General features: G+C 32.6%; 26 protein-coding genes. 4 read left to right on the top strand and 22 right to left on the bottom strand.

Annotated features, from left to right (window positions below; genetic code table 11):
* Positions 1–220: 220 nt before the first annotated feature.
* From AM499_RS04735 to AM499_RS04695, 8 genes are all read right to left on the bottom strand, one after another.
* Complete coding sequence (locus AM499_RS04735; protein WP_053589123.1) at positions 221–703, bottom strand: hypothetical protein; 483 nt, start codon at positions 701–703, stop codon at positions 221–223.
* Between the two features lie 112 nt (positions 704–815).
* Positions 816–1,844 carry a DUF1835 domain-containing protein gene (locus AM499_RS04730; RefSeq protein ID WP_231687559.1) on the bottom strand — a complete coding sequence of 343 codons (1,029 nt, stop codon included), beginning with the start codon at positions 1,842–1,844 and terminating at the stop codon, positions 816–818.
* A gap of 137 nt (positions 1,845–1,981) precedes the next feature.
* Positions 1,982–2,467: a GNAT family N-acetyltransferase gene (locus AM499_RS04725; protein ID WP_053589121.1), complete on the bottom strand. Its 486-nt coding sequence runs from the start codon at positions 2,465–2,467 to the stop codon at positions 1,982–1,984.
* Positions 2,468–4,193: 1,726 nt separating this feature from the next.
* Positions 4,194–5,279: a GerAB/ArcD/ProY family transporter gene (locus AM499_RS04715; protein ID WP_053589119.1), complete on the bottom strand. Its 1,086-nt coding sequence runs from the start codon at positions 5,277–5,279 to the stop codon at positions 4,194–4,196.
* Between the two features lie 65 nt (positions 5,280–5,344).
* Positions 5,345–5,578 carry a hypothetical protein gene (locus AM499_RS04710; RefSeq protein ID WP_053589118.1) on the bottom strand — a complete coding sequence of 78 codons (234 nt, stop codon included), beginning with the start codon at positions 5,576–5,578 and terminating at the stop codon, positions 5,345–5,347.
* 6 nt (positions 5,579–5,584) lie between these two features.
* Positions 5,585–6,790, bottom strand: coding sequence for a Ger(x)C family spore germination protein (locus AM499_RS04705; RefSeq protein WP_053589117.1), 1,206 nt, complete (start codon positions 6,788–6,790; stop codon positions 5,585–5,587).
* A 21-nt stretch (positions 6,791–6,811) separates the two neighbouring features.
* Positions 6,812–8,374 (bottom strand): spore germination protein, encoded by a 1,563-nt coding sequence (locus tag AM499_RS04700; RefSeq protein WP_053589116.1) that lies wholly within the window; start codon positions 8,372–8,374, stop codon positions 6,812–6,814.
* A gap of 425 nt (positions 8,375–8,799) precedes the next feature.
* Positions 8,800–9,369, bottom strand: coding sequence for a hypothetical protein (locus AM499_RS04695; RefSeq protein WP_053589115.1), 570 nt, complete (start codon positions 9,367–9,369; stop codon positions 8,800–8,802).
* A gap of 463 nt (positions 9,370–9,832) precedes the next feature.
* Here AM499_RS04695 and AM499_RS04690 point away from each other — a divergent pair, with 463 nt between their 5' ends.
* Positions 9,833–10,363, top strand: coding sequence for a GNAT family N-acetyltransferase (locus tag AM499_RS04690; protein WP_053589114.1), 531 nt, complete (start codon positions 9,833–9,835; stop codon positions 10,361–10,363).
* Positions 10,364–10,619: 256 nt separating this feature from the next.
* On the opposite strand, the gene AM499_RS21580 is transcribed toward AM499_RS04690, so the two are convergent.
* From AM499_RS21580 to AM499_RS04670, 4 genes are all read right to left on the bottom strand, one after another.
* Entirely contained in the window at positions 10,620–11,318 is a 699-nt protein-coding gene (locus tag AM499_RS21580; protein ID WP_156316748.1) for a permease prefix domain 1-containing protein, read from the bottom strand.
* Complete coding sequence (locus AM499_RS04680) at positions 11,305–11,655, bottom strand: PadR family transcriptional regulator (protein WP_053589113.1); 351 nt, start codon at positions 11,653–11,655, stop codon at positions 11,305–11,307. Before AM499_RS04680 ends, AM499_RS21580 begins: the two co-directional genes overlap by 14 nt.
* A 197-nt stretch (positions 11,656–11,852) precedes the next feature.
* On the bottom strand, positions 11,853–12,251 hold the full coding sequence (locus tag AM499_RS04675) for a hypothetical protein (RefSeq protein WP_053589112.1): 399 nt from the start codon (positions 12,249–12,251) through the stop codon (positions 11,853–11,855).
* A 377-nt stretch (positions 12,252–12,628) separates the two neighbouring features.
* The gene (locus AM499_RS04670) at positions 12,629–12,949 is read right to left on the bottom strand and encodes a MazG nucleotide pyrophosphohydrolase domain-containing protein (RefSeq protein ID WP_053589111.1); all 321 of its coding nucleotides are present in this window, start codon (positions 12,947–12,949) and stop codon (positions 12,629–12,631) included.
* A gap of 96 nt (positions 12,950–13,045) precedes the next feature.
* Between AM499_RS04670 and AM499_RS04665 the strand changes: the two genes are divergently transcribed.
* Positions 13,046–13,627: an LOG family protein gene (locus tag AM499_RS04665; protein ID WP_053589110.1), complete on the top strand. Its 582-nt coding sequence runs from the start codon at positions 13,046–13,048 to the stop codon at positions 13,625–13,627.
* An 82-nt stretch (positions 13,628–13,709) separates the two neighbouring features.
* Positions 13,710–15,064, top strand: a protein-coding gene (locus AM499_RS21180; RefSeq protein WP_156316747.1) for an IS3 family transposase whose coding sequence is annotated in 2 segments (ribosomal slippage) — positions 13,710–14,163 and positions 14,163–15,064 — 1,356 coding nt in all. Because the reading frame shifts where the segments join, the coding sequence is not laid out codon by codon here.
* Positions 15,065–15,303: 239 nt separating this feature from the next.
* Here the strand turns inward: AM499_RS21180 and AM499_RS04650 are convergent.
* From AM499_RS04650 to AM499_RS04605, 10 genes are all read right to left on the bottom strand, one after another.
* Positions 15,304–15,597 carry a MazG-like family protein gene (locus AM499_RS04650; protein WP_053589107.1) on the bottom strand — a complete coding sequence of 98 codons (294 nt, stop codon included), beginning with the start codon at positions 15,595–15,597 and terminating at the stop codon, positions 15,304–15,306.
* 50 nt (positions 15,598–15,647) lie between these two features.
* A complete protein-coding gene (locus tag AM499_RS04645; protein ID WP_442853782.1) occupies positions 15,648–16,076 on the bottom strand; it encodes an LOG family protein in 429 nt (142 codons plus the stop codon).
* A 506-nt stretch (positions 16,077–16,582) separates the two neighbouring features.
* Positions 16,583–17,179 carry a hypothetical protein gene (locus tag AM499_RS04640; protein WP_053589106.1) on the bottom strand — a complete coding sequence of 199 codons (597 nt, stop codon included), beginning with the start codon at positions 17,177–17,179 and terminating at the stop codon, positions 16,583–16,585.
* Between the two features lie 219 nt (positions 17,180–17,398).
* A complete protein-coding gene (locus tag AM499_RS04635; protein ID WP_053589105.1) occupies positions 17,399–17,923 on the bottom strand; it encodes a DUF2199 domain-containing protein in 525 nt (174 codons plus the stop codon).
* Positions 17,924–18,243: 320 nt separating this feature from the next.
* Positions 18,244–19,230, bottom strand: a complete 987-nt coding sequence (locus tag AM499_RS04630) for a phosphotransferase enzyme family protein (protein WP_053589104.1) — start codon at positions 19,228–19,230, stop codon at positions 18,244–18,246.
* Between the two features lie 600 nt (positions 19,231–19,830).
* A complete protein-coding gene (locus AM499_RS04625; protein ID WP_053589103.1) occupies positions 19,831–20,295 on the bottom strand; it encodes a GNAT family N-acetyltransferase in 465 nt (154 codons plus the stop codon).
* 187 nt (positions 20,296–20,482) lie between these two features.
* Positions 20,483–21,073, bottom strand: a complete 591-nt coding sequence (locus AM499_RS04620; RefSeq protein WP_053589102.1) for a GNAT family N-acetyltransferase — start codon at positions 21,071–21,073, stop codon at positions 20,483–20,485.
* Between the two features lie 544 nt (positions 21,074–21,617).
* Entirely contained in the window at positions 21,618–22,100 is a 483-nt protein-coding gene (locus tag AM499_RS04615; protein WP_053589101.1) for a hypothetical protein, read from the bottom strand.
* A gap of 134 nt (positions 22,101–22,234) precedes the next feature.
* Positions 22,235–22,723: a hypothetical protein gene (locus AM499_RS04610; protein WP_053589100.1), complete on the bottom strand. Its 489-nt coding sequence runs from the start codon at positions 22,721–22,723 to the stop codon at positions 22,235–22,237.
* 225 nt (positions 22,724–22,948) lie between these two features.
* The gene (locus tag AM499_RS04605; RefSeq protein ID WP_053589099.1) at positions 22,949–23,833 is read right to left on the bottom strand and encodes a LysR family transcriptional regulator; all 885 of its coding nucleotides are present in this window, start codon (positions 23,831–23,833) and stop codon (positions 22,949–22,951) included.
* Between the two features lie 132 nt (positions 23,834–23,965).
* Here AM499_RS04605 and AM499_RS04600 point away from each other — a divergent pair, with 132 nt between their 5' ends.
* Positions 23,966–24,505 (top strand): flavodoxin family protein, encoded by a 540-nt coding sequence (locus AM499_RS04600; RefSeq protein ID WP_053589098.1) that lies wholly within the window; start codon positions 23,966–23,968, stop codon positions 24,503–24,505.
* Positions 24,506–24,555 lie beyond the last annotated feature (50 nt).

Below are 24,555 nucleotides of genomic sequence, written 5' to 3'. Positions count from 1 at the left end.
TTAACGGTTGGTGGTTTCTCTTTCATCTAGCATCCGACAATATTCTGCCAGCTCATCAAATTTTACATTTGGCATATTGATTTATTTTTGATTCAGCATTAACTTTAGCAATTTCACTAAGCCTAGAAAAGTAACAATTTACAAAGCTGATGGGATGAAGTTAAGGGTTAATTTATCTCCTGCCAAGAATAGCATTTCAGAAATAGGGGTTACTCAACAGCTATTCTGAGGAATATGGAAATGATTGTACTCCATCAAATCCTCTTATATCATATTCTATATTTCCATAGTTATCTATTTGCTTAATATCAATTATAAGAACGATTTTATTTGGTTGAGGAGGATTAAAGTATAACAAATTTTCTTGTATTTCAAAACCATTTAAAAGCTTATAGTTCATGTAAATGCTTATATCCCTCCCTTCATTATTTAATATTTTATTTTTTTTTGTTTTTATTATTGAGGTATTCTCAGGTTTAAATCGTTCTATATTGCCTATTTCCTTATAGGCTGTATTCTCTGCATAACCGTATGAAAAATTAAGATTGGCTAGGTCACTTCCACTTAAATTATTTATCTCTATTGTAACGCCTTCTTCATAATTTTTATAAATATCAGGCTCAAGTAAAGTAGGTAAAAATATAACTACCACAGATAAAAGAAAAAATCCTAATAAACAAAATAGAACTGTTTTATATTTCAAAACCAACAGCCTCCCATAATTCGACAATACCTACTCCTTAAGTTCAATAAGAAAAAAGAGTTACCTAAGTAACCTATGTTCTTAAACTAAAGCACCCGTTAGTTGAATAAGGTTAACGAAGTTTCACACTGTAAAACCTCATTGCTTTTGGAATACCTTCTATTTCAAAGACTCCATTCATTATTAAATGTCTCACTCTATATTCAACAAACTGGTCGCCAATATATTGATTTAAATTCCCAATGACTTCACCGATTACTCTCGCTGATTTCATAAAATCTTTATTCTTTAGCTCGTTATGTAAGTTTCTTACTGTATTAATTATATAGTCATCGTAAAAGTCTTGATCAACGCTGCATATTTCTGTATTTGTCCATATTCTAAGTACTTCATGTTTAGTAGATAGCTCTTCCCATTGATCCTCAAACTTTTTCCTTTCCTCTTGAGACAAAGGTTTAACCGCACTATTTTTTTCGTAGATTAATCTTAACTTCTCAGGTGTAATTTCTCCTGTGTGTAAAGGGAAGTATTCTACCTCTGGTATATGAAATAGATTTTTATAATTTGTAGTTGTGTCTATTAAAGTTATATTGTTTGTTTTTTCTCTTAATAAATATAAAACGTACCTTAAAGCAGTTTGTTCATGAGAATTATCACCTATCCAAATTATTATTGGTACATTTTGAGGAATAGCATTAATCTTTAAGGTTGTATTATTAAAATTAACTTGATACTTGTCCATAACTTCTTCATCAATATTAATATGATTTTTTAACCATTCATACCTTTTGGTAAAACCTATCTCTTCATGCAATTTCCAAACTGGACCAATAGAAAATAAATCCGAAAAGGAGATAACCTTTTCCGTGATTTGTAATTCCATATCTCTTAGTACCATTTTTAAACTACCTGCAGGTGAATCACCGAATACAATATGTACAACCTTATAGTCATCCTCATTAGTTATTTTCGTGGATTTATAATTTAGAAAATCTTTATATATCTTTTTCAGGTCTTCTGTAAACTGCTTTTCTGAATATTTTGTTTCCTCAACCATATTAATTCTAAATAGAATTTGAAATAAAAGAGATTTCACTTCATCTTCACTTAATTTTTTCACTAATTCCTTTAATTCGTTCATCAATTTAATCAGCCCCTTCTATGCAATATCCTAACATAAAATTCCAAATTCTTCTTGAACTAACCTTCCCCTTTAGTTCAATATAAAAAAGAGTTGCCTTAGCAACCCACGAGCTTCAACTCAAGCTCACCGAAAGTTTAAGTATTTTGCAACCATAAATTCATTATATAATGTTCACCTTTAGGACCAATTTTTATCTTACCTGTATCTTTAAAACCTACTTTTAAGTACAGTCGTTGTGCAGGAAGATTTTTATGGTTTACATATAAAACGACTTCATCACAGTTAGGAATTTCAGATTTAACAAAATCGCTTAGCAAGAGCATACCTTGTTTAGCATAACCTTTTCCTTGCTTCTCATGATTAACAGATAAAGCAGTTAACAACATAGCTTTCGGATTATCTGAATACTCCTTTACTCGTTCAGTTGAATGCAATAAAAAGAAACCTACAGGTTCATTCTCACTTAAAATAACAATCCGATGTTGTCCTTCTGTCGCCTCTAAGATCTTGCTTGGTAATGCAGTGAACTGCACTTGTTCTTCAGGAAGTTCAAAATAATTTAATACATCTAAATATTCATTCGAAAAATGTTTTAACTCAACGTACTCAACTTTTTCCATAGACGTTGTTACTCCTTTGTTTTTATTACATATTACTATAAGAACATACATTCAAGAATTATTTTTATTAAACCTCTTTAGTTAAAGAAGCTTGTTCAACAATATGGCTCAATTGTTGAACAAAGAACAAACAGCACTCTTTAACTTACCTGCCCCGTTAGTTCAAAAAGAAAAAAGAGCTGTCTTAGCAGCTCAATGTTCTTTAACTAAAGCACCCGTTAGCTGAATAAAAAAATTAAACTTATTTAACATTTTTGTTATATAGATTAAGCCCTGTAACACCTACAACTAAAGTAATAATCATTATTACATAGATTATTTCTTTAAAGTCACCACCATCTACAAAATCAATATATAACCAGAAAATTTCAATAAACAAAATAATAACCTAAGCAAAAAAAGCCGATAATACTCTCAATTTTTTTCACCCCGTTCCACTACGTAACTACTTCGACAAGATTTCAAAAATGCCTTTCTTCTTATTAAACTAACCTGCCCCGTTAGTTTAAGTGTAACATTTCACAATAGATATCTGAGATCTACTTGATGATTTGGATAAATAAATAGACCATCGAAATGATGGTCAGGTTTAACTAAAGCACCCGTTAGTTTAACAAGAAAACTAAAAGTAACCTTAGTTAAGAATTTATTTGTGCTATTACAACAACTATTAAAATTGAAAAGCCAATTAGCCACAACAACACAGCCCAAGTACGAGAACTAAAAAGATTAAACAATTGAATAGACATTATATCAAATACAAAGTCGGTTAAAACCTCCCAAAAGGGTACTTTCGGGTCTCCTTTTTTCCATAAGTATGATGCTAGTAAGATTAATATTATTCCTAGTAAAAAAAATATGATTCTAATCATTTAAGTCGATTCTACCTCACAGTAATTCTTATTTTAAAACGATATTAACTTCCCTCGGATTGACTTGTCACTGGTAAGTATAGGTAGGATTTGTTATTCAACTAACCTGCCCAGTTAGTTTAAGTACATTCTTTCACAATCTTTATAGTGATAGTAACATAAATTTCCATTGAGCTACACTTTATTCAGGTACAACTCGAAGGAAAACAACCGATTTCTAGTCATTTTTGCGTTAATCCTTCTATCCTTAATCTTATTGGAAAACAAAACAGCCAAAACCCTTGTCATATAAGGATTTTGGCTGTTACAAGTGCATCTGGTTATTTGCGTTAATTACGACATTATGAGATCGCTCGGGCATGAACGGTTAGAGACAACGGAAATCTATTTAGAGAAAGTATTTGAAAAAGAAAACCATGCTATTCATAGTTGGAAACCGGAGTTGTTTGGAGAGTATATATAATAGAAGAGATTGAAAGACATATCCTGAAAAAACTAAATTTAAAAGTTCTTCTTTAACCCTTATATAACGAAAAATATAAGAATCCATTTTGAAAAAAGATTGTTCAAAATGGATGTTTTCGTTCTGATTTATTATTCAGTCTCATAAAAGGTCAGTTGAGGATGTCTGGTCTTGTTTTTTGTTCTATTAGGTACTTTGCTTATTATACTTAGAATAAGCTATTAAACAACTGAGAGATAGCTACTACTACCTCTTTGTTCTATCTCCTGTTAAGCAGGTTCATTTTTATTCACCAAGCCAAGGTCTTTGCACCTTGGCTTTAGGCCGTTCTTATGTTAATATGCGACATATATTCCCCACTTCTCTTATTGAACTAACCTGCTCTGTTTGTTCATAATTTTCGAATTTTAGCCACCAATAACAATAATAAAGGAAGAAATAGTCCATAAGTGGCGACATAAGGAAGCCAAGTTTCGTTGTTGTATTTATAAGAATGAACTATGTTAGGATGTACTATTAGAGAAAGGACAACTAAAATCATGCCTAATGGTAGTACTAGAGAGCGACAATCTTTGATCTTGATTATTTGACCTAGTCCGATAACTGTCGCATAAAAATAGATTAACGTTTTAAACAAGATAGTCATAATCCACATAAAAGTCATAATTGCCTCAACTCTTTCGAAAAAAGTCCCTATAGAAATTCTCTTAGCTAAAGCATAGCTAGGAAATGAACTGTGTGCTGTATTTTCCGCACCAAGAACCAAAATAGCCAAAGTTATTACAATGATTAAGACAATTCCGCCAGTAATGGTACCAATGTAAAATGCTTTTTGCGCCACCACCTGTTCATTGATAGAAACAGGAAATATCATTAATAAAACAACCAAAGGGAAAGACATTGTACCTAAGAAAATTAAAGTACTGAATATTAGGGGTTTTGCTCCAGTTTCTAATACAGGTTGTATATGGTGAACATCTATTTGAGGAGAAATGGTAACAATAAAAATAATAAATAGGAGAACAAAGAAAGGGAATAGAAGTTCTGCGGAACGAGCAATGTTCTCTAATCCTAAATAAGTACCATAGACGATGATTAGAGCAAAAAGTATATTAAAAGCAATAGCAGGTGTTTCAGGCATGATTTCTGTCAGCATGAAATTGCTGACAAAATATACTAGTTCTGAACCAGTTAGAAGGGAGAAGATTATAAAGGCAAGAGACACCAGCATACCGAACCATTTACCTAAAATCTTTTCATTTAACTCTACTAAAGACATATTCGGTGCTAGATTTCCTACAACAATATACAATTTCACTAACAACAAACTTATTACAACGCCTAAAATAGCAGTTATCCAAGCATCTTGCTTAACAATTTCTGCAATGGGTCCAGGGATAATTAGTATAGCTGTACCTATGGAAAAAAGAATAACTATTATTTTAAATTGGCGAACGCTTATTACAAACTTCTCCACTATTCATTTACCTCTTTTTTTGTTAAATTATTTAATCCAACTCATAATAGTTCTCAAAAACAGTCTTACTTAAAGGTACTCATTATAAAATCACTGAAGGGCCGATAAACATAGGTAACCCAATCCAACGGATTAGAAAGCTTCACTTGAAAAGCCATCGCAATACTCAAACCTGTTCCGAATAATAGTAATATAGAAAAAATCCAAATATCCTTGGTGTAACCATTTTTCAAGAGATTGGGTATTTCAATAAGAAAAATGGCAGTAGAAATCACTAATATTCCTATACTTATAAGCACTAATGTTTACTCCTTGGAATCATGTAGGGTAGAATTTAGCTTTGTTCCTAATCCTCGAGTATGAACATCTACAGATACGTTTACCTTTAAATCAGGAAATAATTGAACCCAATCATTCTTTATTTTTCTCCATTCTTTATAATCAGCACGATGAATGACTTCATCAAATTCTAGAACATCTGCTTTATAATCTTTTTGAAGGGTATCAAGGGTCTTTTGAATCTTTTTTTTAATCAATTCACTCGCTTCTTTATCTATTTGCTCAATTATCTCCTCTTTAGTTAAGTCAATATTGCAATCGACTTCTGCAACATTTTGAGTGACTTTAACTGAGATATCTATTAATGGGACACCATTTTTGATTTTTCCTTTTATCTTTGTTTTCGCATTAATTAATTCTGTCGATAGCTCTCCTCCATCAGGACAAGAAATGACTTCTATAGTACTTTTTACTTTATCTTTTAGAAAGTTATATCCTTTGCTTTCGTCCTCATTTAATAAGCCAATAAGCTTGTCTTGTTTAAATACCGCTATTCCAAGATATTGCAATTTGACTGGAGAATCGATTTTTTCAATATTCATTTGATCTACGCCAATATCTGGATTTCCTTGTATTGTAATGGTAGACAATACTGAGCTTTTTTCTTTTTTGCCAAGACTATTTACTAATTCATCTAAATCGACAGTATTTGTTGATGCCCATGCTGTTTCTGAACTTTCCAGGCTATTATACATTTTGTTTGCAGGGACTTTTTCTATAGGGGTTATAATGCCTAATATTTCTTTAGCTGTTGATTCATTAGAAACGACAATATAAAAATCTTTTCTAATCTCATGATCTCTTGCAAAAAAATCTAATGTTTCACTGATTCCTGCCTCTGCTAAATCTTCTCCTATAATCATTACTTGAATATGAGAGAAGTAAATCTTCCTAGGAGTTACCGTTGTCATACGTCTTATTGCTTCGAAAATGCTTTTCCCCTTAGCATGATATGTGCTGACTGGTGTACGATTGGTACTAGGTTGCTTTGAAGCTATTTCACTTGGATTGACTACCTGAACAGACACCTCGTATTGATCGCCGACTTTATCAACTCCTATTGCTACTGCTATTGCAAGTTCATTTAGTTCACGTTTGCTCCAACAGCCGCCTAATAATAGGGTAAGCGAAAGAAATAAAGGGAATGATATTTTCTTTTTCAAGTCGAACATCCCCTTATCCAGAGTTGTTTTTTATTTTCGAGTGTTCGTTTTTTTATTTGAAGGTTTTATTGCTTTAATAATATTTTTTTGATTTATTAGACGTGGACGAGTTAATAGAGCCCAACGTGGAAAACGAAGAATTGCATCTTTTTGATCCGATGGTATATATGGTGCTAAAGGACTCATATATGGAACTCCAAATGAACGGAGGCTACATAGATGAAAGACTAGTGTAATGATGCCAATCATGATACCGAACAAGCCAAACATACCAGCTAACAACATTAATGGAAAACGCAATACACGAATAGCGTTAGAGAGTGCATAAGCAGGAAAAAGAAAACTACAAATGGCTGTTAAAGATACAACGATGACCATTGCTGCTGAAACAATGCCAGCTTCTACTGCCGCTTGCCCAATAACAATTGTGCCAACAATTGAGACTGCCGGGCCAATTGTTCTTGGCATACGAAGCCCGGCTTCTCTCAAAATCTCAAAGGCGAGCTCCATTATTATTGCCTCTACAAAAGCAGGAAATGGAACACCCTCTCGTTGGGCAGCTAAACTAATTAGCATAGGTGTTGGCAGCATTTCTTGGTGGAATGTGGTGATTGCGATATAAAGAGATGGACCTACTAAAGAAATACCGATTCCAATATACCGTAAAATTCGAATAAGACTACTTATATCTGAACGTTGATAATGATCTTCTGCAGATTGTAAAAAAGTAGTAAACACAGCAGGGACTGTAAGAACAAAAGGTGTACCATCCACAAAGATAGCCACTCTACCTTCTAATAGTTCTGATGCAATGACATCTGGGCGCTCAGAGTTATAGACAGTTGGAAAAAGTGTAAATGTAGTGTCTTGTATCAACTCTTCAATATATCCGCTTTCTAAGATTCCATCTATATCAATACGGTCAATACGTGTAAGAACTTCTTCTACGATTTTATCGTTAGCAATTCCGTTAATATACATGATCGCAACGTCCGTCTGAGTCACTCGCCCAACTACCCTCGGTTTTATCCAAAGATTAGGGCTTTTAATCTTCCTACGAAGCAAAGCAGTATTTGTTCGTAAAGTTTCTGTGAATGCTTCACGAGGTCCTCGAATGACAGATTCTGTAGTAGGTTCCGTAACAGCTCTATCCTTAGCACTTTTGGTGCTTGCAGATATCCCATTTGCATGTCCGTCAATCAGTATTACCGTTTCACCAGTTAAAATGGCACTGTAAAATGCTTTAAAATCAGTAATATCTTTCACATCACCAACTGTCAAACAACTGTCTTTTAGAAATTGGATGACATCTGTTGATCGTAAGGTGGGTGAAGCATCCAAATCTAACATTAGCGACTCCAAAATAAAATCAGTAATTATCCCATTATCAGCTAGTCCATCTGTATAAATAATTGCAATTAGCTGTTTTTCTGTTTTACCAACATGCACTTCACGAATAATGATATCGTTACTATTTCCAAGTGTTTCTTTTATCTGTTGAATATTTTCTAGAAGATTGGTATGTAATGGTTCTATAGTAGAGGGAACATCTTTAGATTCGGAAGAGTTAGGAATAGGTTTATTGAAACTCATTAAGAATTCTCCTCCCTTTGTACTTTGAGCCTAGAGGAAGTATGCATTAATTAGCTGTAAAATATACATATAATATTAGAGAAAGTATTTTGAGTGAACTTAATAATAGCCAGTTATATCTCGGGTAATGTGGGGAACTTAACTTGGATATCTAGAGTAACCTTGTTACCTTCACGAATTTTCTTCATATGACATAACCATCTTACTTCACTGATCATTGTAAAATAATAACTAGCTTAAGAGATTGAGGATGCTTTAAGCGACTGTTAGAGGAAGCATATACGATAATATCGGAAACTTTCTAAAAAGTTTCCTGCTGCGTTAGTTTAATAAGAAAAAGAGTTACCTATGACAACCCCAAGTTCTTTTACTAAAGCACCCGTTAGTTTAAGTACATCTTTTCACAAACTAAAAACCTTATACTATTATTTATTCAAATTTTTAAAGAAATCATATAATTCATTAACATTGTATGTTTTAAAAAGAACCTCTTCCTGGTTAAATACAAGAATTGCTGGAAATTGTTCAATATCGAATTCATCTTTATAATCTACAATGTAATCTGGATTGTACTCTACCCATGCAGCTACTGCTCTGTGTTCTGTGCCTTCCAATATGTTCAATACTTCGCCGTAAATTGAATCTTGCATCCCCATAGGTAATGTTTCTCCAACTTCATACATGACAACTATATTAAACCCGTCTATATGCGATAGAAGCCGTGAATATTTTTCCTCGTAAGACATTTCAAGTAAAGTAATTTCATCTGGATGACTTTCAAAATCATTCCCTCTAGGTGGATTAACTAACACTTTTTGCCCCATTTTAATATCATCAATAGATGATTCTGTACCATCCTCGTGGTTAATGACTGTTTCTTCGGTTATCTTTGCTGTATAAGAATAACCTTCATCTGTTGTATTATCCTTTCTATCTCGTTTTTCCCATTCAGAAATATCAACAACAATACTGCCTTCACTTTTCTTAATTCCCATACAGTTCCTATCATTTTATCATCTTCATAATCTCCATAAGGGTATTCTCCATTGTGTCCCAAACTATTTCCACATGCAGAGATTAATAAGACGGTAAATAAGAAAAATACTAAAAATGAAATTCTATTCCCCAAGTAACTCCCCCCTAATTATTAAATTATTGAATAGGCATCTTACTACTAAAAGTTTCATATCTTCTTACACTAAACTGCTTCGTTAGTTGAACAAGAACCTTCGCTTCTAATACGCATTTTGTTCGAAATGTGTATTATCACTCTTTAATCAATCCTTATTAAGGACACCCTTCAATTTAGGTTGTAGTGCCTGCACACTCTCGCTTTTTATTTTAAGGTTCCTTTATTTGTTTACTCACTGTATAATAAAACCAAACTTGAAGGGACTGAACTATGCGTAGATGGCAATATTTTTCATCCAACTGATTAAAAAAATTGGAGGTAAAGTATTGATAAATGAACTACAAACCCAAAGATTGCATTTAAGAAAAATGGAAGTATCAGATTCACATAGCTTATTTAAAATTTGGTCTGATCCAGATGTCACTAAATTCATGAACATCTCTAGCTTTACACATGAAGTTCAAGCAAAAGAAATGATTGAAAAGCTTGAGGAATTGGCTCAAGCTAGTAAAGCTATTCGTTACAGCATGATTGAACAAGAATCCAACGAAATAATTGGTACGTGCGGATTCAATTCTATAGACTTTGAAAATGCAAAGGCCGAAATTGGTTATGATATTGCTAAAGCCTATTGGGGCATGGGTTATGCTACAGAAGGTATCTTCGCATTGCTTAATTATTCTTTCGAAACATTAGAATTAAATAGAATCGAAGCCAAGGTAGAACCTGCAAATGTAAATTCTATCAAGGTATTAAAAAAATTAAATTTCACATTTGAAGGAACACTAAGACAATACGAAAAATCTAAAGGAAACTTTATTGACATCAATATTTATTCACTATTAAAAACAGATTGATGTTGATATCCCCTGCCTATATCTTTAGAGATGTAGGCATTTTTCCTGATTCTCATATTGTTGTCTTACTTTTTTACTCATTAACGGTAGATGCCCATAAGAGAAGGTATATTATTTTTTTACAAGGATGTTTGATGTGCCTTGCATGACCTCCACATAATAAAAACTCTCCTTCTCTTATTCAACTAACCTGCCCCTTTAGTTCAATAAGAAAAAGACTTTACTCCTTCTTGAAGTAAAGCACCCGTTAGTGTCCTTAAACAGTTTTTCTTTTCTTATGATAAATGTTTATGATAGCCCAAATAATGAAAAGCACTACAAAACATGTAAAACCAAAGAACATGGTAAGAAATCCAATGTTACGATAATCAAGAACTTTAATTTCTATAAAACTATTTATATCACCACTTCCGTAATACAAATCACTATACATCAATGAGAAGGTTTGATTTGTACTTTTATTTAATTCGTACACAGGATTTTCTCTATCTTCATTTAGATAAACATTCATTTTTTTTATATAAACGGCATCGTTTAACAACTTTTCTATTTTCTCTTCTGTTGCTTCTGATAATTCTGGGTTACTTTCAACAATATCTCCAATTTCGTAAGCAATTTCTGATTGTTCACTTGTACGTTGGTTTCCAATGCTTAAGAAATAGCTAAATACAATAGTTGAAAGAAGTAAAATAGCTATTCCTATATAAAGAAGCATTTTTCCAAAAACTTTTTGAGTTTCAAATATCTCACTAATAGCAGAACGTAATTCATTTTCTTTACCAAAACGTTTAATGGCAATTTCTACTGCCACCTGTTCTGATTTCCCCTCTAATTTCAACTCGTGAACTGCCTCTAACAAATAACTTTTCATTTCTGCTTTTAATTCTTGTAATTCTTTTTTATTTCCTCCTACATTTTGATATACAGAATCAACGAATCCTTCAATTTGCTTCATATCTTTTTCCTCCTTCCAAAAAGGAATCAATCAATTTTTTAACAAATTCCCACTCCAAACGCTTTTGTTCAAAACCTTCTTCACCTAATCGCGTGAGTTTATAATATTTCCTTCTGCCCCCTGGTCCTTGTTCATCGCCCCAATAAGATTCAATAAATTTATTTTTTTCTAATCGTTTTAAAGATAAATAAAGCGTACCTTCTTTCAATTCAAACTGTTCATCGCTTTTTTCTCGAACCAATTTAGCTAACTCATATCCGTACATATCTCTGATTTGTAGTAACGATAAAATTATCGTATCAATATGACCTTTTAAAACCTCTTTATTTACTTCCAAAATTGTCCACCTCCTATAATGGTTATAATATATATTACTATATAATACAAGGTATTATTTAAAAAAATTTAAGTTCTTATTGAACTAAACTGCCCCGTTAGTTCAATAAGAAAAAGGGCAGCGTAAGCTACCCGATGTTTTTTAAATAAAGCACCCGTAATTTGATTAAGATAACAAAATAATTGGTTCTTCTGAAATTATTTACTATACTCTTTTAGCAACGCTAATTTAGACTTTGAGGGTGTCTCATAATTAACCGTCTTTTGAAGATAAACATGACTACCATCACTTCTATGGCTACTATGGTATGCCCATAAATTATTTCCTAAATCTAAGTGAGTTGCATAAGTAGCTACTTTTATCCCGTATACTCTAAATACTTCTCCTTTTTTAACAACTCTAGCTGGACGAAATTCACCATTCTCATATTTAGATATGGTAAATCCTGATTTTAACATCGTAACCCTACCTATTTGTCCTGTTTTAAGCTCCATGTTATCCCACATAATTTTTGTAGGCATTGCAGCTTCTGTTTTTACAAAAAAAGTAGTAAAGGCTAAGACTAATAATAAGACTGAAGGAATTATCTTTTTCATAATTTCACTCCTTTTTTTCCCAATTATACCACAACATTATTTCAAACCACTAATCTACAGATATCGTATCCTATACCAGCCATACCTCAAATATTTGTTTTTCCATCCAACTATTTTCACTCCAAAGAACTTTCTGGATTACTACATACCTACCTCAACTAAACTGCCGCGTTAGCTCAATAAGAAAAAGCTACCTCTCAAGGCAGCCTCTTGTTCTGCTAAAGCACCCGTTAGTTTAAGTACATTTCTTCACAATCTCTACTTTTAAACATAAGTATCCAAATTATCTTCCAAGTGTTATTAAATTATCTGGCCCAATTCAAAAAGACGCACTTACTCAAGAAATGCGCCCTATTGTTGAAAAAAGGTTTATTTGTCTAATCATTAGAATAACGATCTGAGAGTTTCTTTTTATGTGACTGAAACACTTCTTCTAGTGGGATATTGTACTTGTTTGCAATCACAATTAAATTACCCAGTACATCTCCTAACTCTTCAGTTAACTCCTGTTTATTTTCCTCATAAGAGCCCCTTATTTCATCAGGCCTATCCCTACCAATCTCAAGAGCTCTTATAGCTCGTGCAACCTCGCCCGTTTCTTCTGCTAAAAAGCCAATACGAATAAATATGTCTAACTCAGACCAGCCCCTACTTTCATAATAATCCTTTACCCATTGTTGAAATTCAGTTACATTCATTTTCATCTAACCTCCAATTCAATACTTTAAGTTTAACAAAAAAAATGAAAGTATTATATAATCTTTAATGGTGTGATTCTTTAGGAGGCGAATATATTGAAAAAGTTAGCCGTATTTTGTGGATCGAGTAACGGAGCATCTGATGTCTATCTAGAAGGTGCGAAAAAACTTGGTAAAGAACTAGCTAAACGAAATATTGCACTTGTTTATGGTGGAGCGAGTGTTGGAATTATGGGTGCTGTTGCAGATTCAGTTCTGAATGAGGGAGGATACGTAATTGGTGTTATGCCAAGTTTTCTAGATAATAGAGAGATAGCTCATAAAAACTTGTCAGAGCTGATCATCGTAGATTCAATGCATGAGAGAAAAGCGAAAATGGCAGAGCTTGCTGATGGATTTATAGCTTTGCCTGGTGGGCCAGGAACTTTAGAAGAGTTCTTTGAAATTTTTACTTGGGCTCAGTTAGGGCTCCATCATAAACCATGTGGTCTCTTAAATATAAATCATTATTATGATCCTCTTATTGCGTTATTTAATCATATGTCAGAGGAACAGTTTTTACATGAAAAGTACCGTAACATGGCATTAGTCGATAGTGAACCAAAAGGGATCCTTGATAAATTCAATACATATGAACCACCAACTGTAAAAACTTACATTACTGAAAAACAGATCTGATAGTTAAAAAAACAGACCGAGTCATTATGAACTGCACCCCATTTGTTAGACACCATCTAACAATTGGAGGTGCATTTTTTCTATGACAAAATATAGTTCAGAATTAAAATTACAGGCAGTTTTAACCTATCTAAAGGGAACAGATTCATTTAAAACTATAGCTGATCAATTTAATATTAGCTTAAGTCCGTTAAAGGATTGGGTAGCCCAGTATAAAGCAAATGGAGTAGAAGCTTTTCGTTCTTCCTATACAAATTATGATTTGAACTTTAAAATTGGTGTACTAAACTTTATAAATGATTTTGGAGTAACTCCTAATGAAGCAGCTGCGATTTTTAACATCCCATCCCCATCAACGGTACATAAATGGGTTAAATTGTTCAACACAGTTGGTATTGACGCTCTGAAATCAAAGGAAAAGGGGCGTCCATCTATGAAAAAAGAGTCAAATAAACAATCAAAACGAGTTCCAGTTGAAGGGTCATTCGAAGCGCTTGAAGCACGCATTAAGCAACTTGAAATGGAAAACGAGTATTTAAAAAAGTTGAATGCCTTAGTTCAAAACAAGGAAAAATCACCAAACAAGACAAAATACAAGTAGTCTATGAATTAAGGCATAAATATCCGGTGAAGGAGCTCGTTGAGCTCGCTGGCATTCCACGAAGCACATATTATGATTTAGTGAAGCGAATGAACCGTCCAGATTCAGATGCCGATTTAAAAGCTGAAATTAAAGCGATTTATGAAGAGCATGAAGGTCGTTACGGATACCGTCGTATTCGCGATGAGCTAGCGAACCGTGGGCAAAAAGTAAATCATAAGAAGGTTCAACGCATTATGAAAGAGCTAGGTCTAAAGTGTGTTGTGCGTATGAAAAAATATAGGTCTTATAAAGGTACTGTTGGTAAGATGGCACCAAACATTTTAGACCGCCATTTTACTGCAGATACCCCCAATCAGAAATGGGTAACGGATATTACGGAGTTTAAACTACTTGGCGAGAAGCTTTACTTATCGCCTGTTTTAGATTTATTTAACGGAGAAATTATTACGTATACAATCGGCTCTAGACCAACGTATTCACTTGTTTCAGAAATGTTAGAGAAAGCTTTAGAACGCTTACCTGAGGACCACCAACTACTGATGCATTCAGACCAAGGCTGGCATTATCAAATGAAGCAATATCGTCACGCATTAGAATGTAGGGGTATTGTACAAAGTATGTCTCGTAAAGGAAACTGTTACGACAACTCTGTGATGGAGAATTTCTTCGGCATTATGAAATCGGAATTCCTCTACTTAAAGGAGTTTGAAAGTGTGGAGCATTTTAAAATCGAATTAGAAAAGTATATTATGTATTACAACACGAAACGGATGAAGGCAAAATTAAAAATGAGTCCGGTGCAATACCGAACTCATTTTTACCAAGCTGCCTAATGAAATAACCGTGTCTAACTTTTAGGGGTCACTTCATTACCCTTGGTCTGTTTCCCTATTTAAAATGAGTTTTTCCTTAAATCCATTTCCTATTCTGGTCAAAAAGTAAAAGACACATTCCTAAAGGAAAGCGCCCGATTATTGAAGATCATTGCAAAGCATTGTTGAACAAATACTTCCGTTAGTTAAAGAAGGTATAATTAAAATTTTTACTATTTTACTAAACGAACGAAAATTCGTTAACTGATTTTGCTTTCCCATTTATCCAACTTTTTACTAATTAACTCGTGTAATTCTTTATCGTTCTCGGATAATTTGTAAAACATAGCTAAGGCTACTAAAATAACATCAATACATTCTTCTTTTACATCTTCGATTCCTAATTGTTTGTACTCACTTCCACTTGCTTTTATGTAAGATAGTACAGCTTGAGAGGTTTCGCCAACTTCCTCTGATAGCTTTAATGCCATTTGCTCTAACGTTTTTGGTTCTTTTTCACTGAGTAACTTAATTTCTTTTAGCAGCTGTTCCAAGATTTCTTCCTCTTTCTTTAATTATTTCTGAAGTTATTTTAATTTTATTATTACCATTTATGTATATAGGTACTTTTGTAATCCTTAAGTTTTTTTACTAACTCTTTTGAATTATTGTCAATGACTATTAAATCTTTATACTCCGATTTTACAAATCCTTGGTCGATCATATGATCAAAAAGAGATAAAATTGGTGTGTAGTAATTGTTGATATTGAGTAATGCACAAGGTTTATTGTGGTATCCTAGTTGAGCCCAAGTAAATACTTCAAACCATTCCTCTAAAGTCCCAGAACCGCCAGGCAATGCAATAAACCCATCAGCATACTCTGCCATTAATGCCTTTCTTTCATGCATAGTGTTAACGACATGAAGTTCAGATAGTTTTTGATGTGCTATTTCAACATTTTTTAACTTCTCAGGTATAACGCCAATTACCTTTCCACCTGCTTCCATCACAGCATCAGCAACTGCACCCATTCAACCAACTGTTGCTCCTCCATAGACAAGGTTTAATCCATTATTCACCAAAACTTCCCTAAATTTCTTGCTTCCTTCATATAGTTGGGATCATTTCCCGTACTAGAACCACAGTAAACTGCAATTGTTTTCATATATATACTTCCCCCAAAAAATAAACTAAAGACTACGTATACAACATTATTTATTCTAACACCATTTTCCACAAACTAAAGAAAAAAGCTCCATATGAAGATGAAAAATACATTTAATTTCAATATTTATTCTGCCTCGTTAGTTCAATAAGAAAAAAGAGTTGCCTAAGCAACCCAGTTTATTTAACTAAAGCACCCGTTAGTTGAATAAGATTTATCTGTATTGGTCTTAAGTAATATTGCCACAATTAATTGAATAAGTCTCACGGTTTTTATTACAGTTTTTTGTATCGTTCACTATCCTTACTACTCTAAAAAAGTTTAAAAATAATTGATCAATAGATATATACCTTCCAAAAAAAGGAGTATATTTTAGTCGGTTAGTGAAAAATCCTTTTTGATTTGCTCAATGCTCCTATTTGTTATTTCTGCAATATATTTCAATAAATCATCATGTTTTTCTCGATTATTTAGTTTTTTAAATTTCTCAACAAGACCCTCAAAACCTTTAAAATATTCACTATGATAACTTGGGTTGTTATAAATTTTAATAAATTCAAGATAATCTTTTGTATACATTTTATCTTTAATTTGAATAAGAATATCATTCCAATTTTTAATTCTTTTTTTATGAATAGGCTTTTTTACTCCCAATTCCTTATTTTCTTCATTTTTAATCTGTTGAATAAATTGTTTTACTTCAAGTATATATTGAAAAAGCTCATTCCTGTTTTGGCTATCCAATTCCATTAGTATTTTAATTTTATAATGATCATAACGCCCTTTCCTATGATGCAATTTTCCTTCAGTTTTGTTTGATTCTTTTTTCTTAACAGTATTTTCTTTTATTACCTTTCCTGCAGCACTCAATAAACCTAATACTGCCATAATTTCTTTGCGGTTTTCTTTAATTATTTTACCTGCTTTTTTTCCACCTTCAATAATTGGTCCAGTTGGAATTCTACCCATATGCCCCACCTTAATTTAAGAGTTAGTTTTTATGTAATTAAATTCGACGTTGTAAAGACCGTTTCCTTCTTAAACTAAATTGCTTCGTTAGTTTAAGTGTAACATTTCACAATGCATTTCTGAGATCTACCTGATGTTTTGGATGAAAAATAGACCATCGAAATGATGATCTTGTTTTTCTAACGCACATCTTGTTGAAGAAGCATAGATTCAAAACGTTTACTTTTTTTCTCGATTATCACTAATAACACATAGTTCACCAGCTATCTCTTGTACCCTTTCAATGGTTACCCCATTTCTATATTCCACTGCTAAGGGATGGTCGGTTGGTTCGAGTTCAATATAAGGTCTAATTCCATTTGGTCTAAAATGAACCCTTGCTTTTAAATTCACAGTATCAGGATAACAAGGCAAAGCGGTGGATAACCAACCTAACATTGGTTCCAACAATTCTTGTTTGTCCCAGATTGCACTTGTTTTATTAAAATTAGCTTCGCTTAATGATACCCATACACCCCAAATTAAATGTTCATCTGTACTGATAATAGGAATTTCAATCCATCCACGAATAAAGAAATGTTCATTATCCATAATGCATAAGTCATCATCTAATTTAAACCTGTCTTTACGTTCTTCAGGTGCAACATCATCATAATAAACTGGTGCAGGGCTTCCATAACTTGTAGGAAGTTCTTCATGATATTTCCCACAGCAGTTACAAGTGTATCCCGTAATACTTGTCATTTTGCACCTCCATTATTTAAAAAATTATTTCTAAATAGATTAAGTTTTATCTCTTACCTTGAAACTTTTTAATTATCTCAAAATATTAAAACTTATGCATTGGTAACTCGTTCCTTATTTAACTAAACTGCTGCGTTAGTTTAAGTGTAACATTTCACAATGGATCGCCGAAATATACTTGATGTTTTGGACGTAAAAATAGACCACCGAAATATGATGGTCTTGATTAACTAAAGCACCCTTTAGTTATAGTACAATATTTCACAATCTCTTCTTTGCAACATGAACTACAAGGTGCATGTATAATTTCATGTATCCTTTTACCATGATATTTGAAAGGTCTTTCTTAATTCATCTGCAACACGAACTAACTTTACCTTTAATTCATCAAACCAATGTGGAGTATCATTAATTTCTTCATAATCCATAGATCTTAATAATTTGGAGAACTTATATAAGTTTGCATATCTTTGGTATTGTGGAAATTGAGCCACTACATCATTTTCTAGGACCATTTTGGAACGATATCCGTTCAAAAAAGACTGAATCATTAATTTTGAATGAGGATTGTCATCGTCAATAAAATCATCAAGGGCTGTAACGATATCAAGTGCATACCAGTGGTACATTGCATCATCAAAGTCGATTACATTGAAACTATGATTCTTATTCTCTTCAAAAAAGATATTATCTAATTGGAAATCATAATGTATCAATCCGTACACATCATTTCCAGTAGGTATCGATTGAAGCCAAGCGGTAACCCTGTCTAGCTCCTCTAGGGCAATAAGTTCCGTTGGATGCTTTTGAAATACACTTTCCATGAACTGTACTGTGTCCAACCAACTTTTTCTTCTTTCAGATCCAGGCTCGAATTTTTTTGCCAAACAATGTAATGAGCCTAGTGATTTTCCCCATTCCTCCATCTGTTTATCGGTAATTGTATCGGAATTCAAATTAATTCCGTTAGCTGCACTAAAGACAACAGCAATATACGTTCCTTCAGGAGTCATTAGTGTTTCAATAAGTTCTCCACTTATTGATTGAATTGGTGTTACAGTTGGAAATCCATTTAAGTGTAGATATTGCATATACTCTAACTCAGCTTTTAATTGTTCAATAGATTTATCTTGCTCAAAACTAAATCTCAAAAAATATTGAACTTGATTACGTTCAAAAGCATACACAAAGTTTGAACTTGCACGCCACAGTTCCAGTGTTCCCTCGTCGTATTCCCAGAATTGAATGAGTCTCTGGGCGACAGTATCGGAAGCTAATACTTGTACCATGTTTTCTAATTTCATCATCTCTTATTTTTCCTCCCATTACCTTTGAGAGGATTATACCTTAGTTAAGAAGTAATCCCTCTCATTAGCATGCTATTTTGAAATTCTTTCATTTTCAATATGTCACCCCTTCCATAAGTTTCGGCTATAAAAAAAATCAATAGCCAGACATATTCTAATTCTACATAAAATTACAAATCCCTCTTTTGTAATTTCTGCCCTGATAGGTCAATAAGGCTTGCTGCAATAAGAGAAAGAGCTGCCGAACCATGTTTATTCAACAACTCTTGCACCGGTTGTTTAAAAATTATTAATTATAAACCCTACATCGTTTCAATGTATATTTTCTGCGTTTATAAAAATAACCCCTTTGTTCAACTAAACTGCTACGTTAGTTTAAGTGTAATATTTCAAAATGGATTTATGAAATCTACTTGGTGTTTTGGATAAAAAAACAGACCATCGAAATGATGGTCTTGTGTAACTAAAGCACCCGTTAGTTGAAGAATATCATTAATTTCAACTTCCTTCTCAAAAATTCCTTCTGATTTTTACCAATACGACCCAATTACTGAACAGAATTAATTAGTTTCTTAACACACTAATACTCCCTATGTCTTTTCAATTAAATTCATAGCGCATTGTATGGCTCACATCTATAAATCCTTGCTTTTCATATAAAGTAATAGCACCAATATTTTCAGACAGTACATTCAACTCTAAGTAATCTAATTTTCGATTTTCAGCCCATTTTTTTGCTTCTAATAACAAAGCTGAACCAATTCCTTGAGATTGATATTTGGTTCCAACAATTATATCTGGAATAAATGCGTATTTATGTTCAACCAAACAAGTATATGATGGTGTGATTAGTTCTTGAATAAGTAAAAAACCTATAGTACAGTTATCAATTTCAGCTAATAAAATATCCGAATCCTTTTCATTGATTGTTTTCCTTATAAACTCTACATCCTGCTTTGCAGGCTTTATATATTTGGGCTGAAAGTTTGACATTTTTAAAAAAAGCTCTTGATATAAAATTTCTATTTGATTAACTTGCTCTAGCGTAGCTAACTTTATATTCATATTGTTCCTCCAAAGTTCTTTTAAAATTATTTAAAGCAATATACTCTAATGTGAAATAATAACATATTTCTAAATTTAAAATTAACTATTCAAAATCTGATATTTATTAAGCTAACCTGCTGCGTTAGTTCAATAAGGAAAAATACTTTTCCTTCTTGAAGTAAAGCACCCGTTAGTTGAACAAGCACTATATAATATTCAAATATTTTTCATAGCAAACACATTCATGAATTCGTTGATTGGATGTTTTAAATTGCTCAATCTCTTCTCCTACGTAATGTGTGAATGAATTGACTAAGTAGAGTTTAGGAATGGTACTTTGAATTCTATTTTTCATTTCATTTCCTTCAAAGTAAATATGGTAGTATGAATCTTCCTTATTAAACAACATTTTTTCATACCAGTTCTGTACCCAACGGTCGTCTCTAGTCCACGCTTCAAAACGATTTAAACCTAAACTGATTGCTCGCTTTTCCGCTTCTTGAAGAAGTTTCTCGCCAATTCCTTGTCGATAATAATCTGGATGAACTGCAATATGCCAAATCATTCCTCCTAAACCTTCTCCTCTTGAACAAACTGTCTTTTCTTCCTTTTCATACTCTACATCAATGAGACCAACAATTTGTCCGTTTAATTCTGCAACTAGTTCGATTGCAGGATTTTCATAGCTTTCCTTTTTATTTAGAACATTATCAAAATAAGCTGTATTTAAGAATGATAGCGTTCTACATCGTACCCAACCTTTTTCATCAGTATCTGTATATTCACGAATAATCAATTTATCTTTTCTCCCCTTAATACTAAATTTAAGAACTTGTTGGTTTAAGTCAAAACCAAGACCTCTTAAATTATTCGATTTAGAAAATAAAAATCCTCTTTATTTGCGCTTATCTCTTATTCAACTAACCTGCTTCGTTAGTTTAAGTATATTTCTTCACAATCTTATTCAAATATTAACATAAATATCCAATTAACTTGAGCTTATTATTAAAAAAATATTAGACATGGTGCAGGTGTCGTCATATCATATTACGATAAATCAACCTTTCCCTTTAATATTGCCTAATAATAAACCACCCTCCGAGTTATCGGTTGGTGGCTTCTCTTTCATCTAGTATCCGACAATATTCTGCCAATTCATCAAATTTTTCATTTGGCATATTGATTTATTTTAGAGTGTTATACAGCATCAACTTTAGCGATTTCACTAAGCCTAGAAAAGTAGCAATTTACAAAGCTGATGGGATGAAGTTAAGGGTTAATTTATCTCCTGGCAAGAATAGCATTTCAAAAAAGAAATAGGGTTTACTCGACAGCTATTCTTAGTAAGATGGAAATGATCGTACTCCATCAAAGCCTCTTATATCATAATCTATATTTCCATAGCTATCTATTTGATTAATATTAATTATAAGAACGATTTTATCTGGTTGAGGAGGATTAAAGTATACCAAATTTTCATTTATTTCAAAACCATTTAAAAGCTTATAGTTCATGTAAATGCTTGTATCCCTTCCTCTATTATTTAAATTTTTATTTTTTTTTGTTTTTATTATTGAGGTATTCCCAGGTTTTAATCGTTCTATATTGCCTATTTCTTTATAGACTGTGACTGTATCCTCTACATAACCGTATGAAAAATTAAGATTGGCTAGGTCACTTCCACTTAAATTATTTATCTCTATCGTAACGCCTTCTTCATAATTTTGATAAACATCAGGCTCTTGTAAAAAAGGTAGTAACATAACTAATATAAATAAAAGAACAAATACTAATAAACAGAATAGAACTGTTTTATATTTCAAATCCTATAGCCTCCTAATATTCGACAGTACCTACTTCGTAATAAGAAAAAAGAACCGCTTATCAGTTCGTGTTTTCAACCTAAAGCACCCGCTAGTTAGTTTAACATCTTACTATTGAATAATAAATTCATTATTCAATAGTTAATTTCATCTGGCCCATATTTATCCCAGCCATTATAACCTCTATATTCATACTTTAAAAATCCATGAGGTTTTACTTCATGGATATTTAAAACAATGACAGCTTTTGTAGGTTCCGCAGTATAAAAATAAGCTAAACTATCCACTGCTTTTCCACCATTATTAATGTAATAATGCAAATATAAGCTTGTATCACTTGATTTTATCTCTTTGCTGCTTCCAGTTATTTGGGTTACTTCTCCAGCTTTTAGACTTTTTATAGTTCCTACCTCTTTATAATCCTTCTTATTGACGCTATATGAAAATATCAGATCAGGTAGACTTTGATTACTCAAATTATTTACCTCAACAGTAACCCCTTTATCATATTTCCTATACTCTCCTTGAGCTTTCATTTCCCAAAAGTAAAAAAACAAATATACACATATTACATTCATAACTAATGCCAATTCAATAAGAAGAGCTATATATTTTTTCTTCAAAATAACACCTCCTCCTTATAAAGATTACAACAAAAAACAACCAAAGTTATTACTTAGCCTTCTTAAACTAAACTGCACCGTTAGTTTAAGTGTAACATTTCACACTTGATCACCGAATTTTACTTTGTTTTGGACATAAAAATAGACCATCGAATTGATGGTCTTGTTTAACTAAAGCACCCGTTAGTTGAATAACACAATATAACAATTCATTTGAAAATAAAATCATTTAGATAAAAATGTCTTACGAGTTAAATTAATAAATTCCTCCAAAGGAGGTGTAATGCGTTTATCCTTGTGCCAAGCAACCTGCGTAAAAAGTGGAGATGTAGAAGTATTCCATGGTAATTCCTTCATTCTTCCCTCTTTAATGTCTTTTTCAACTACCATCTCCGGTAATAGTGCCACGCCTAGTCCTGCTAATACACATTGTTTAATTGCTTCTATGCTACCAAATTCTATTTTATCTAACGGATATACTCCTTTTGAGTTTAAAGAGTCTTCCAATATTCTTCGATATGAACAACCAGCTTCTGTAAACAAAAGTGTTTCATGCTTAAGATCTGATAACGATAGCACATTTTTTGCATTGTTTGGTGAGGTCACCATTTTCAACTCCTCCTCGATAAGCTTCTCTACTCTTAAAGATTCTTCTGGCCTACTTGTGTCCATAATAAAAGCAACATCTAAAATACCTTCCATTAACTGCCTTCTTGCCATCTCGTCAGAATTTGCGGGTCTAAAAACAAGCTTAACTTTTGGGAATTTAGCCTTGAACTCTTTGAGAATTGGAGGTAATCGGTATGTACACTGGCTTTCCTGTGCCCCTATTGTAAGAGTACCTACTGATTCATCTTCTCCATTTGCTATCATTACTGCTTCTTCACTTAGTATGATCATCTTTTCAGCATATAATTTAAACTGCTGCCCGGCTTCAGTCAAAATTAACCGTTTTCCTAAACGCTCAAATAATGGCTTACCTATTTCACCCTCAAGAGATTTTATTTGGGCTGTTACACTTGATTGTGCAAAATTTAAAATTTTTGCTGTCTGTGTAAAATTCAAATTTTCTGCTGCAGTTTTAAAAGTAATCAATTGTTTGATTTCCATAAAATACACCTCATGTTAATCGTTTAATTCGATTGATTCAATCGGAATAATCATCTTTTTCGTTTTATAATTTTATTATAAGATACAAGTAATTAGGAAACAAATTAGATATTAGAAAAGGAGAGGTTTTTCATGACCATCGCGATAATTTATGGGGGAACTAGACAAAATGGAAATACAGATATACTGACAGAACATGTAATTCACGGCATAGATACAGAGAAAATATACTTAAGGGATTATAATATCCTGCCAATTATAGACATGAGACATTCCGAAAATGGATTTCAAGATAGAAATGATGATTATAATTTAATTATAAATCGTATTCTGCAGCATGATATCTTAATATTTTCTACTCCAATTTATTGGTACAGCATGTCAGGAATTATGAAAAACTTTATTGATAGATGGTCCCAGACTTTAAAAGACTCTAAATATCCTAATTTCAAAGATAATATGGCAAGAAAAAAAGCATTTGTGATTGCAGTCGGAGGAGATGAACCATTCATAAAAGGACTGCCTATGATTCAACAGTTTAAGTATATTTTTGATTTTATAGGAATCGAATTTACGGGGTATATTCTTGGAAATGGGAACAAACCCGAAGACATCTATCAAGATGCAGAAGCATTATTAACTGCGGAGGAACTACGGAAAAAATTAATTTAATGACTATGTTAGGAATGAGCTATGGGATAATAAGAAGATTGGATTGTAGT

The organism is Bacillus sp. FJAT-22090 (genome assembly GCF_001278755.1).
Lineage (GTDB): Bacteria > Bacillota > Bacilli > Bacillales_A > Planococcaceae > Psychrobacillus.
The sequence above is the reverse complement of the archived record's forward strand: the minus strand, read 5'-3'. Positions and strand labels throughout refer to the sequence as shown.